The organism is Marinicella rhabdoformis, from assembly GCF_009671245.1.
GTDB lineage: Bacteria > Pseudomonadota > Gammaproteobacteria > Xanthomonadales > Marinicellaceae > Marinicella > Marinicella rhabdoformis.
Window position 1 is genome coordinate 310,881 of record NZ_VTFS01000001.1, and the last position, 12,622, is coordinate 323,502.

Below are 12,622 nucleotides of genomic sequence, written 5' to 3' on the forward strand. Positions count from 1 at the left end.
GTGGCTTCAATTAATAAACTAATTAGCTACCCCATTCACATTAAATACGAAAGACTTCTTTTATTAACTGTCAAACATCATCAATCTTTATCGACATTCACCAAAACAGAACCAAATTCAGACTTTCAGTACAACCCACTTTGCGTTAGTATTATCAGCACCGATCTGCGGACAATTCAAAACAATATGCCAAAATGTAACAAAACTTTAATCACAAACTCAAACCAAAATTCTGTGCTTAAAAGGTTTTATAACTACATTAAAATCGGCTCAAAACCCGGTAAAATCCCAGAACTTGACGGGCTTAGAGCTTTGGCAATCATCATGGTTTTGTATTTTCACTTCGCCACTTTTTATCGCGAACACCACGGCTCATATTTTAATCATTTATTTTCTGATTTAATACAGCGTATTATGTTCAATGGTTGGTTGGGTGTTGACTTATTCTTTGTTCTCAGTGGTTATTTGATTTTCCACCACTTAAACTCCTCTCAAGAACACAAACCATCACCCTCACGCTATGCTTTGAAAAGGGTTCTACGCACATTTCCTCTGTACTATGCGATGCTGTTGTTGGTTGCTTTAAAGCTGACCCCTTATCATCACACCACAGCAGGATTTTTAGATTACGTGATACACTTGGCATTCCTTCAAGACTATATTGGAACCACTGTGCTCGTTCCGCTTTGGTCACTCGCAACAGAAGAAAAATTTTACTTATTAGCGCCTTTTTTATTGTTATTTTTGAAACGCATTTCACACAAAAAAGGCTTACTGATTCTGGTGACGGTCATTCTATTACTGAATGCAACAAAAGCCATACTCATTTACCAATCCGAAAACATCACAAATTACATCACTTTCTTTACACAATTTCGAGCACCCTTTCATTTTGCCATCACGTCAATTTTAATGGGCGTCATTGTTGCCCTGTTATGCCAAAGAAGACAGTACCAAATAAGAACATTTTGGCTAAAATCATCTTTGTTAAATGCCTATTGGCTGATTTTTTCGATCTTATTGATCATAGTAATCACATGCTTTACAAATTTATATCAAACCACTGATTGGCAGTGGGTTAATTTAATGCATTTAATTATGGTCACTTGCTTTGGATTGATTGTTTGGCATGTTACCACCCATTCAGGCATAACGTATTTAAAGTGCTTGACCGGCCGATTCCTGAGGATAGTTTCCGTTCTTTCATACGCACTTTACTTAACCCATTATGCTGTTTTACCTTGGACTTACCGACTTCATATAGCCTATATATTCAGTGAAGAAGCCTGGGTTCACGCAAGCACTTTTGCACTTATATATATCGGTCTAACAGTTATTTTCAGCTTGATTCTTCACTATATAGTAGAAAAACCTTTTTTAATTTTGAAAGCTCGTTTATAGATAATGAAATGGATAAACAGTTAAGTAAATTTATGATATGCAACAAATTTCAGGCATAAAAAAAAGCCGCAAAAAGCGGCTTTTTTTGGGAGTATGGCTCCCCGAGACGGGATTGAACCGCCGACCTAATGATTAACAGTCATCCGCTCTACCAGCTGAGCTATCGGGGAATGTGTTACCTTGCTGAACAAGGAGTGGGCATTTTACTCTTATAGTGAAAACTGTCAAGCGCATTTTTAAAAAAAGTTATTTTTTTTCACTTGGCAAGTTTTTATTGATGGCACTGAGCATACCACGCAAGATATCCATCTCATGTCTTTCGATGCGTAAACGGTTAAACATCATGCGAAACTTCTCTTCTAATGACTTACTGTTCTCACCTTTCATGAACTCCACACGTGCAAGCACACCAAACAAATGTTGGTAAAAACTGTCCATCTTTTCCATGGTTGCAAAAGGCACATCCTCCTTTTCAACATCAACAACATCTTGTGTTAATAAACATTGCATGCGCAGCTCATATGCTGCCAACTGAACCGCCGAGGCCAAGTTAAGAGATGAATATTCAGGATTGGCTGGAAAATTAACTAAATAGTGACAGCGTTGCATTTCTTCGTTGGTCATGCCATAGCGCTCTTTACCAAATAACAAAGAAGCACGACCTTTAACCGCATGTTGTGTTAACAATTCAGCCGCTTCACGCATGCCAATCACTGGAATGTCCATACCGCGGGTTCTGGCACTGGTGCCCATCACCAATGTGCTGTCTGCTATGGCTTGATCTACATTTTCGACAACAGTGGCATGATACAACACATCATCTGCACCTGATGCACGTGCTGTGGCTTCTGCACTGGGGTAATCATTGGGTGTCATTAAACGCAGGTCTGACATACCCATCACTTTCATCGCACGAGCTGCGGCACCAATGTTTCCGGCGTGCGAAGTATTTAACAGCGCAAAACTGATGCGATTGAGTCTTTCCATGTATATTCAGTGGTCAAAATTTGCTATCATACGCGGTTCGCTATTTAACATCAACATCATGTCATCACCAGAACTCAACATCGCTAAAAAAGCCGTCATGAATGCCGGCAAGGCCATAGAACAAGTCATTCAAAAAAACGAACTACTTTCGGTTAATAAGAAAGTAGCCAATGGCTTTGTCGAAAAAGCAGAAGAAGCCGGATTGACTGAGCTTTATTTCACCTTAAAAAAAGCTTACCCAGAAGATGACATCCAAACAGAAGACAAGTCATTAACCGAAAATAAAAATGCAGATCGCGTTTGGCAAATCGTTCCTTTAGATGGTGCCATCAACCTGCTTTATAACATTCCACATTGTGCTATGTCGGTTACTTTGTTCGAAAAAGGCAAGTGCAAAGAAACCGTCATCTACAACCCTGTTACTGACGACATCGCTAATGCCGTAAAGGGCAGTGGCAGTTTCTTCAACCAACACAGGATTCGTTTTAACAAAGATTTAGAGCCTCAACAATGCGTTGTACTCACTAACAAACCTGAAAATGGCAAACCATTGGCACCACATTTATTGGCATTGAAAAATCTGAGCAAACAAGTGATTGATGTCAGATCTTTGGGCTGTCCATTACTCGACCTTGCCTATGTCGCTGCGGGGAAGGCGGATGCCTACTGGCAATCGGGGCTTTCTCATTTCAAAACAGCGGCCATTGAACTTTTGATTCATGAAGCCAGCGGCCAATGCTTAGACTTCAAAGCCGGCAGAAATTACAAAGAAAATGAACAAATAATAGCTGGTAATTTAAACAACTCAGCTTGGATAGCTGCACAATTAAAAAACATTTATAATTAATCACAGCAAAAGCAAAGATTCGGACATTAAAAAAGGGCGATAATTTCGCCCTTTTTTAGTTGCTCGATTTGTAATTACAGTTTCACTTGAATATTATCCAAACCATCAATATCTATATCAAAATTACCTGTGATGTCTTGAATGTCATTAAAATCAATTTCACCATCCATTGTGATATACACAAACTCACTACCCGCTTCATAAACCATCAAGGTTAAATCTGACAACAATTTACCATCAATTTTAGCAAAGATGTGTACTTGCTCATCATCTTCCATAACCCTAACAATCTCTTCCATTCCCTTACGAGACAACGACTTGGCCTTAGACTTGAGCCATAATGACACATCTTCAGCAGCGTCATGGTCATCTTCCAACTCATAAACCGTTACCTGTAAACCCTTTAAACCAGATAAAACTTTTGAAGCTTCTTCATCATCCTTCGCGAACAATTGTGCTAAACCCAGCATGCCTGCACCTAAATTGATGCGAACTTCTGGTTCAACACCTAACACATCATCTAGTTCACTTTGCAGGTCTTTTGCTGAAACCATCGCACAAAATAAAAACAGCCCTAAAATCATTAAATTTTTCATTACATTCTCCAAATATTAAATTAATCAAATCGTTAAACAGCCATGGTATTTGCATCTAAAACGCCGAAGCATTGCTTTTGTTACAAAGATAATGAAAAACACAAAATTTAATGATTTTAAGCAAAAAAAAAGCCCCAGCATTCTTGCGTGGGGCTTTTCTGAAATCAACTGTATTTAAATCAAGGAATGTGACTTAAATCAGCACCTTCTTTCTCTACAGGTATCAAGTCTTCTCGGCTAATACCTAATGCCAATGTTGTTGTACTGGCGACGAAGATTGATGAATAAGTACCTACAACCACGCCAATGATTAGAGCAAAAGCGAAACTGTTAATCAAAGCACCACCAAACACATACAAGGCAATCAGCACCAGCATGGTTGTTAACGAGGTGATTACCGTACGCGATAAAGTCTGTCCAATCGAAATATTCATCACTTCAGCGGGTGGCGTTTTGCGAATGGCGCGGAAATTTTCACGCACACGATCAAACACAACAATCGTATCATTCAAGGAATAACCGATCACCGCCAGCAAGGCCGCCAACACCGTCAAATCAAATTCAACCTGAAAAGCTGAAAAGATACCCGCAGTAATCACCACATCATGAACCAACGCCGCCACAGCACCCAATGAAAAGCGCCATTCAAAACGGAAGGTCACATACATCAGAATGCCGATGATGGCATACAGCATGGCCAAAGAGCCTTGCTCTACCAGCTCATCACCCACTTGCGAACCCACAAAATCTGCCTTACTGATGCGGGCTGATGAGTCCACTTGTTGTAACACGGTCAATATTTCATTGCTCAACTTGGCTTCATCGGACCCACTCTCTGTAGCAGCTTGATCAGCGTCAGCATCAGCTTCTGCCACTTCATAAGGCGGCAAAGTAATTTCAATGTCTTTACTTGAACCAAAGTTTTTCACCACAGCATCGGCAAAGCCTTTCTGATGCAATGAGTCACGAATTGCTGGCGCCTCTACACTGCTATCAAAATGTACAACAACAACCGTACCACCAGTGAAATCTAAACCGAAATTCAAACCGCGGGTAACCAATGCACCCAAAGACAATAGAATCAAAGTCAAAGAAAAAACCATGGCGATTTTTCGCTTGCCCATGAAATCGTATTTGATATTAGCTAAAAAATTCATCTTCAACTCCTTAAATCGCAATCGACTGTAGTTTTTTCTTACCGCCATAGATCAAATTGACCAGCGCGCGAGAAACCATAATGGCTGTGAACATAGAGGTAATGATACCAATACTCAAAGTCACAGCAAAACCTTTAATAGGGCCTGTACCAAAAGCGAACAATACTATCGCTGCGATGAACGTCGTTACGTTCGCATCAGCAATGGTAGAAAATGCTTTGTCATATCCAGACTTGATACTGCCTTGAATGGTGTTACCCCCCTTCAGTTCCTCTTTAATACGCTCAAAAATCAATACATTGGCATCCACTGCCATACCCACCGTCAACACAATACCAGCAATGCCAGGTAAAGTTAATGTGGCGCCAAACAACGACAACATCGCCACCATCAACACAATATTCAAGGTTAAGGCAATGTTAGCAATCACACCAAACATGCGGTAATAAATCAACATAAAGACCAAAACAAAAGCCAAACCGATTTGAACTGACATCACACCTTTGTCGATGTTATCCTGACCTAAAGAAGGCCCAATGGTACGCTCTTCAACGATTTGAACAGGTGCGGCCAATGCACCTGCCCTGAGTAACAAGGCCAATTGCGTTGCTTCTTGAGGAGAATCTAACCCGGTGGTTTGGAAGCTGTTTGAAAAGACATCATTGATGCTGGCATTTGAAATCACTTCCGCTTTATCACGGTATTTCATCACACCGTTTTCATCTTTGCCCAAAGGAATGCGCTCTTTGAAAACAACCGCCATCAATTTATCTAAATTGTTTTTGGTGAATTCCAACATGCGAGAAGCACCGATGCTGTTCAATTTAACAGAAACAGCAGGGGTTCCTGATTGACTGTCGAAAGTGGCCTGCGCATCGACCAACTGATTACCCGTGGCAATGATGCGATCTTTAACCAATACTGGTCGCCCATCACGGTCATAATATAAGGTAGAACCTATCGGAGCACGCCCTGAGTTAGCTGCCTGCAAAGCATTGTTTTCCATATCAGTGGCACGGTATTCCAAAGTCGCAGTGGCATCCAAAATATTCTTCGCAGCCGTGGTGTCCTGAATACCAGGCAATTGAACCACAATGCGATCTGCACCTTGACGCTGAACAATCGGCTCTGCCACACCAATTTCATTCACTCGTGTTCTAAGTGTGGTTAAGTTTTGCTCCAAGGCATTGTCTTTTATGGCTTTCAACGTGGCATCAGTTAACTCACCGATAACCACATTTTCATCACCTGTTTCATATCTGAAATTCAACTCAGTCAAATCTTTACGTAATTTGTCATAGGCTTTTTCAACCACGTCAGCAGATTTGAAAGTGATTTTTAAGTTATTGCCTATCCAAGTGATTCGCTTTTTAGGGATTTTTTCTTTGATCAACAAAGCCGTGGCATCAGAACGCAATTGCTTTTGTTTGTTTTCGCCGGCTTCCTGCATGTCCACTTCTAACAAGAAATGCACACCACCACGCAAGTCCAAACCTAAGTTCATGGCAGAACCACCCAAATCAGCCAACCATTCTGGCACATTGGGTTTCAAGTTCATCGCAGTATTGTAGTTGGGCAAAGCTGTTTTTAACACGTCTTGCGCTTTACGCTGTGCATCCAAATCATTGAACTTGACAATGGCTGAACCGCTATCCAACGCAATACTGCTGTGATCCAAACCAGCATCATCTAACGCTTTTTCTATATCAGCAAAGCGTTCTTCTGAAACAGCCTCACCTTTGTCAGTGGTGATTTGCACCACAGGGCTTTGTCCGTAAATGTTCGGCAAAGCGTACAATGCGCCCATGGCCACAATGACCAGTATCAGCACATATTTCCACATCGGGTAACGGTTCATGAAATCCTCTCTTTATTTCAATGATTTAATGGTGCCTTTTGGCAACACTTTGGCAATCGCACTTCTTTGAACATGTACTTCGGTGTTTTCTGCGATTTCAACTTTTGCAAAAGTTTCATCTACATGGGTAATCTTACCTAAAGTGCCACCATTGGTAATGACTTCATCACCCACACCCAATGCATTGACCATCTCTTGGTGTGCTTTCATGCGTTTTTGTTGAGGACGTATCATCAAGAAATACATCACAGCAAAAATACCCACCATGAAAAATAATGTGATCATTGGATCGCTTTGTTGCTGAGCACCTGACTGTGCCATCGCATCTGAAATCAAAAAGTTCATCTTTTTATCCTGTAAAGAAATTAAAAAACGCGGTATTATCCCACAATGAGAGCTGATATATGATTGAAATTACTAAAAATCAAGGCACAATCGCGAATACCACAATTCAGGTCACCGGTGGCTGCCATTGTGGTGCTGTTCGCTTCATTGCACAGGTTGACCCCAAACAAACACTCTTAAATTGTAATTGCACCTTGTGTAGCATGACCGGACATTTACACATGATGGCCAAACATGAAAATTTTGTGCTGCATACTGATAAAAACAACTTAATCAGTTACCGTTTTAATACGCAAAAGGCAGAACATTTGTTTTGCTCACAATGTGGCGTTAAATCATTCTACCAACCCCGCTCTCACCCTGACAGTTGGAGCATCAATGCCCACTGTGTCACTGGCTTCAAAAAAGAAGACTGGCAAATTGAAACTTTTGATGGTCAAAACTGGGAACAAGCCAAAGCCAAGCTCAACAAAGCCAAGCTCAACAAAGATTAAGAATAGCTATGATTAAAACCGAACGATTGACATTAACACCAAACACACCGTCGCTGTGGTCCATCAACGACCATGATGGCAGTACATTAGGACAACTGGGCTTTCTGCACGACATGTTCACCATTGAACTTATTGAAACAGCGAAAAACCTGGGCATCGCCACCGAAGCCGCCTGCGCTTGGCTGCAAACCCAAACAGGACAAACGATTCAAGCCATACAACCCCATGACCCACACAGCCTGACGTTTTTAAAGCAATTGGGTTTTATCGAAACGGATCAAAACATGCTGTGGCAAGGCAAACTGCCATCACCACATTACCTGAGTTTGAACCAAGCTTTAGGCATTGATACACAGCATTTGACCACAAGCTACCACCCATCAGCTTGTCAATTGACAGAATGTGGTCCCGATGTTTTTAACCGTTCGGCCAAACTCACACCAGTAGCCGCTAAAGCGTGGCAAAGCATGCAACAGGCCGGCAATGAGGAAGGTGTGATATTACAGCTGGTTTCAGCCTACCGCAGCCCGAAATACCAAGCAGGACTGATCCAGAAAAAATTAAATCATGGGCAAAACATAGAAAATATTTTATCTGTTAACACAGCCCCAGGACATTCTGAACACCACACTGGCCGTGCCGTTGACCTGTCCACGCCAGGGTTCGAAACCTTAGAAGAGCATTTCGAAAACAGCGCCGCTTTCGACTGGTTACAAAAAAATGCCTTGCGCTTCAATTTCCACCTAAGTTATCCCAAAAATAACCCCGACGGCATCATCTACGAACCTTGGCATTGGTGTTATCATGAAAAATAAGCAACAATTGACAATACCGAGTTGTTCATGGCAGAATAATAATCAGCTCATAACCACCATACACCATGAAAAACACGCTCAATAAAATTTGCTTGGCCTTTGTTATTTTCTACATTGCCAGCATCATGCCGATGCTGTTAAATGATGATCCAACCGCACCCGTTACAAAAAACGTGATTGCTTTATCAGGCATACAAGACCTACAAGCTCACAGTGCCAACATATCCACCATTGGCCCCATGCAAACGGTAACCATCCAATACCAAAAAACAGGTACAAAACACATCAGCGCCAAATACCGCTCTTGGTTTGGAATGAGTCCACAAATGAAATGTTATTCAGAATCAGCCAGCACAGTTTGCAGTTGATTCAAAAACTGTATTTTTTGCGGGTCATAAACAAACTCCCCACCTCATACTGAGAGAACCAGATGTGAGCCGAAAGCACCTATAACAATCCAGTTGTAAGCTCAACATTACCCCCCTAGTACACACAAATGCATTCTGATATAGCCAAGTGATCACTCAAACTTATCAGCAGTTTGCTTTACCTTGAAGGCTTTAGAGAAAATTAAGCCAAAAAAAAGCCCCGCAACTGCGAGGCTTTCTTTATGCTTGAATGACCCAATTACAAATTAATCACATTGGTACATTCTGTGGTTGAACCATCTTCACACACTTGGAATGTGTAGCTCGCGTTCTTGCTGATGCTGAAGCTGGCTGAACCGTCATTGGCTGTGCTGCCATCTAAAGAACCGTTGATATAAATGTCAACATTAGATGTGGTCGCACCTGACCATGACAAGTTTGCTTGGCGGTTACCTTTACTGCGGTTACCTGACAATGTCATGTCGCCTGCTGGTGGCTCAGTTGTTCCACCGTCACAGCTGTTGGCATCCAGATAATCACTGGCATCTTTGGCTTTCACAATACCATAACCGAAGTAAACATCATGACCTGATGCACCCGAATCTGCAGCGGATGCTTTCAAGGCTGCACGGATGTCTTCACCTGTACAGTCAGGATGGTTTGACCAAACCAATGCAGCGACACCAGACACAGCTGGTGTGGCCATAGATGTGCCGTCCATATAACCGTAATCACCCGCACCAATCGCAATGCTTGCTTGAGACGTACCTAATAAAAAGGTTCTGTCTTCTAAAGCCGCACCAGCTGCTGGGATAGATGTGCTGTTGGTTTCACCCAATGTGGCATACAACATACCAGATTCATTGTTAATGATCACAGCACCCACACCACCTGAAGATTGGCAGTTGGCCACTTTGTCGTGGAAAGAAATGTTACCACGGTCTATCATACAAATTTTTCCTGACGCACCTGAGTCAGTCGCTTCAGCGGTGCCCATATAATAAGTTGCACCTGATACTGAACCTGTATTTTCCATGGCAGAAGATGCCACGCCCATACCGTCAGCAGTCAATGAAGCCACAGTGGCCATTCCTGCTGGATATGTTGATAAAGTACCCACACCACCGGCAGTTACTTCGACACAAATGGTTTCATCAAAACGCTTTCTTTTCCCTTTGCCTACTTCACAACTTGGATACTGAGAAAAATCAGCAATGTTATTGTCTGAATCATTGGCACCAACCATCATCACAGATGAATAACCCGCTGGGTATGAACGAACCGAGTTACCGTCATTACCTGCCGCTGCCACAACCAAACCACCGTTGGCAACAAATTGATCAAAAGCATTTTCTTCAGTTGAGTTAGCACCACCGCCACCCAAACTCATAGAAATGATGTTCGCACCCGCGTCAGCACATTTGTCTGCTGCATGGGCCAAATCAGATGAATAACCCCAACCCGATTCATTGAACACTTTAACGATGTGCATAGGAACACCCGGCGCCATGCCGACTACACCACGATTATTATCAGCGGCACCAATGGTACCCGCTACGTGTGTACCATGTGGTCCACCGTGTTGATTCCAGTTACCCGTACCTGGATCATTTGAACCCGTGATGGCACCCCAGTTGAAATCACTGTTACTCGAATCTAAACCTGAATCTATCACACAAACTTTTTGACCCGATTGTAAGTTCAATTGATCGGCTTGTGACTGATATACTGCATAAGGCGTGAGCTGTTGTAAATCAGGATTGCCGGCATCATCATTATAAATACCTAAAGGGAATCTTTTGGCATCGACTTCCATGCCTTTGAAGCCACTTTTGCCTCGCATGTTGTTTTTGCCATTCTCATCTAACTCAACAGCAAACCAACCATCACCTTCTACTAATACTTGGTGACCGTTCTTTAACCCATTACCATTGCTGTTGTGTTTCACAATCATACGCTCTGCATATGATGAACCACCCATGGCCAATAACATGGCCGCATAAGTTGCCTTATACTTCATTTAAATCTCCTCTCTTTTATTTTGAACCCAGGCTTCAAATTGATTGAATTTTTATTGCTTCAGCCCAGCACACGCTCAGTGATTACTCTCTAAACGGTGCGAATTACACCACAAAATTAAATGACAAACAAGGGTTTGAGATAAGCTGTTCTTTTTTGTCAAATAACTTTTTCTAATGTGTGATAACTTTTTGGTATAAACCAACTTGAAAACATCCCAAAGCACCTTCAAACGGTACGAAACGCAAGTACAAATACTGAATAAACATGCAGAATGGTTAAGTTTGTTTTGTTTGACTTATTAAAAATGAATGTACGCATCACGAGTTATTAATGCCATTTGGAGGGAGTGTGATACTGAGCAGCGCGTTGATTAACCAAGCATTCGGGCTGTATTTTCATTTGATGACAAGCCAGTCTTCCATGATAATGTACTTCATCCTAAGTGAGACTCAGCGAGTCGAACGGATCTCACGCAGTACAGTAAAACTGCTGGGCTGCTCGTAGCTCGCTTAAAGCGCCTACTTTTGGTAGCCCTACCACCCTTACTTAAAGAATTATTAAAGCCTGATTCATAGCCGATCCACATTAATATCCCACTGCTTTTTATTCCTTTCAATCATAACCCGTTCAGCAACCGTACTTTTATCCATCAGCTCCTGCCAAAAATTTCTATCAACAGGAAAATGTTCATTAAACTTTGCCACAATGGCAGATTTCATGGCATTGTTACCTTCTTTAAAGGCCTGTTTTAAATGGTACATTCCCTCTGATTCATTTCTGTTCATGAAAAATTGATTTCCCACAATGAACTTCAAGCTGGGAGCGGATTTTTTATAAGTTTCACTGTTTTTAATCCAAGCCAGTTTCTTTTTGTCTTCAGTTATATTCGGCTTGAGTTTGCCCATCAAATTAACCAAATGAGAGTCACTGAAATCTTTTTCGATCGAACCCGTTGAAGTTAAATTTTGAGCATGATACTGCCATACCCTTGACTTGGGTGCAGAAGCCAAATAACCAGTAAGATAAGGTCTACCACTGTGAACAGTTATTTTTCCAAAAGTGAACTTGCCTTGCTCATCCTCGCCATATGAAACCCAATAGCCCATATCATGCAAGTAACTTGAAGCATAAAATTTTACTTTCCTTTTAAACGTTGGGTTAACACTGATTTGAACCAATGAATCAAAAACATCAGGCGCCATTTCAACATTCTGTGGATGCTTTGATAAAACTGAAAGCGCTTGCTCCACCACTTTCTCATCTTCAGACTTTAAATTTTCAATGATTTTTGCTGAACTCAAAATCACCACTTCCACATACTTTTGTTTTATCCTGTCCAAATGATAATCACTCAAAAGATGCTTTAAACTTGAGTCATCACAATACAAATACAAAAACCAAGCCATTTCTTCGAACTTGCGCTCGCTGTACTTCAGTCTATCTTTGATTTTATAAGCATAGGCTTTGCGCTTCTTTAAACTCGGTTCTGCTGCAACATACATGCGCAACAACAGCGGCAACCTACGACAACCTTTTTTATTTTCATCAAAGTGACACTTGATTTGTTTTTTCAACCACCTTTTACTCAAGGCTTTTTCATTAAACCTCAAGTCATGGTGCGCCAAATAGACACTGATGTCCATGCTCAAGGACAATTGCCTGATGCGTGCTTCAGATACAGCCGCAAGTAACAACAAACCAACCACCAAAACCAAGCCGCGTTTCATCTTGG

12 protein-coding genes and 1 tRNA gene are annotated in these 12,622 nt (G+C 41.6%); 5 read left to right on the top strand and 8 right to left on the bottom strand.

The annotated features are described in order from the left end of the window. The first annotated feature begins 186 nt into the window (after positions 1-186). Complete coding sequence (locus FET73_RS01375) at positions 187-1,401, top strand: acyltransferase family protein (RefSeq protein WP_281347582.1); 1,215 nt, start codon at positions 187-189, stop codon at positions 1,399-1,401. Between the two features lie 94 nt (positions 1,402-1,495). On the opposite strand, the gene FET73_RS01380 is transcribed toward FET73_RS01375, so the two are convergent. Together FET73_RS01380 and FET73_RS01385 are read right to left on the bottom strand one after the other, a co-directional pair. After that, a tRNA-Asn gene (locus FET73_RS01380) sits at positions 1,496-1,571 on the bottom strand. Between the two features lie 76 nt (positions 1,572-1,647). Beyond that, positions 1,648-2,388: an RNA methyltransferase gene (locus FET73_RS01385; protein ID WP_154222120.1), complete on the bottom strand. Its 741-nt coding sequence runs from the start codon at positions 2,386-2,388 to the stop codon at positions 1,648-1,650. Between FET73_RS01385 and FET73_RS01390 the strand changes: the two genes are divergently transcribed. Beyond that, positions 2,387-3,235, top strand: coding sequence for an inositol monophosphatase family protein (locus tag FET73_RS01390; RefSeq protein WP_179952046.1), 849 nt, complete (start codon positions 2,387-2,389; stop codon positions 3,233-3,235). The genes FET73_RS01385 and FET73_RS01390 overlap by 2 nt on opposite strands. Positions 3,236-3,309: 74 nt before the next feature. Here FET73_RS01390 and FET73_RS01395 read toward each other — a convergent pair whose 3' ends face one another. From FET73_RS01395 to yajC, 4 genes are all read right to left on the bottom strand, one after another. After that, a complete protein-coding gene (locus FET73_RS01395; RefSeq protein ID WP_154222122.1) occupies positions 3,310-3,831 on the bottom strand; it encodes a DUF4252 domain-containing protein in 522 nt (173 codons plus the stop codon). A 179-nt stretch (positions 3,832-4,010) separates the two neighbouring features. Next, positions 4,011-4,988, bottom strand: a complete 978-nt coding sequence (gene secF, locus FET73_RS01400; RefSeq protein WP_154222123.1) for a protein translocase subunit SecF — start codon at positions 4,986-4,988, stop codon at positions 4,011-4,013. Positions 4,989-4,998: 10 nt separating this feature from the next. Beyond that, positions 4,999-6,846, bottom strand: a complete 1,848-nt coding sequence (gene secD / locus FET73_RS01405) for a protein translocase subunit SecD (RefSeq protein WP_154222124.1) — start codon at positions 6,844-6,846, stop codon at positions 4,999-5,001. A gap of 12 nt (positions 6,847-6,858) precedes the next feature. After that, on the bottom strand, positions 6,859-7,191 hold the full coding sequence (yajC, locus tag FET73_RS01410; protein ID WP_154222125.1) for a preprotein translocase subunit YajC: 333 nt from the start codon (positions 7,189-7,191) through the stop codon (positions 6,859-6,861). A gap of 59 nt (positions 7,192-7,250) precedes the next feature. On the opposite strand from yajC, the gene FET73_RS01415 reads away from it, so the two are divergent. The 3 genes from FET73_RS01415 (at position 7,251) to FET73_RS01425 (ending at position 8,868) form a co-directional block, all read left to right on the top strand. Next, complete coding sequence (locus FET73_RS01415; protein WP_154222126.1) at positions 7,251-7,685, top strand: GFA family protein; 435 nt, start codon at positions 7,251-7,253, stop codon at positions 7,683-7,685. Between the two features lie 8 nt (positions 7,686-7,693). Then, positions 7,694-8,500, top strand: a complete 807-nt coding sequence (locus tag FET73_RS01420; protein ID WP_154222127.1) for a M15 family metallopeptidase — start codon at positions 7,694-7,696, stop codon at positions 8,498-8,500. Positions 8,501-8,565: 65 nt separating this feature from the next. Beyond that, a complete protein-coding gene (locus FET73_RS01425; protein ID WP_154222128.1) occupies positions 8,566-8,868 on the top strand; it encodes a hypothetical protein in 303 nt (100 codons plus the stop codon). A gap of 259 nt (positions 8,869-9,127) precedes the next feature. On the opposite strand, the gene FET73_RS01430 is transcribed toward FET73_RS01425, so the two are convergent. Next, the gene (locus FET73_RS01430) at positions 9,128-10,888 is read right to left on the bottom strand and encodes a S8 family serine peptidase (protein ID WP_154222129.1); all 1,761 of its coding nucleotides are present in this window, start codon (positions 10,886-10,888) and stop codon (positions 9,128-9,130) included. A 571-nt stretch (positions 10,889-11,459) separates the two neighbouring features. Then, on the bottom strand, positions 11,460-12,617 hold the full coding sequence (locus FET73_RS01435; protein WP_154222130.1) for a hypothetical protein: 1,158 nt from the start codon (positions 12,615-12,617) through the stop codon (positions 11,460-11,462). Positions 12,618-12,622: the final 5 nt, after the last annotated feature.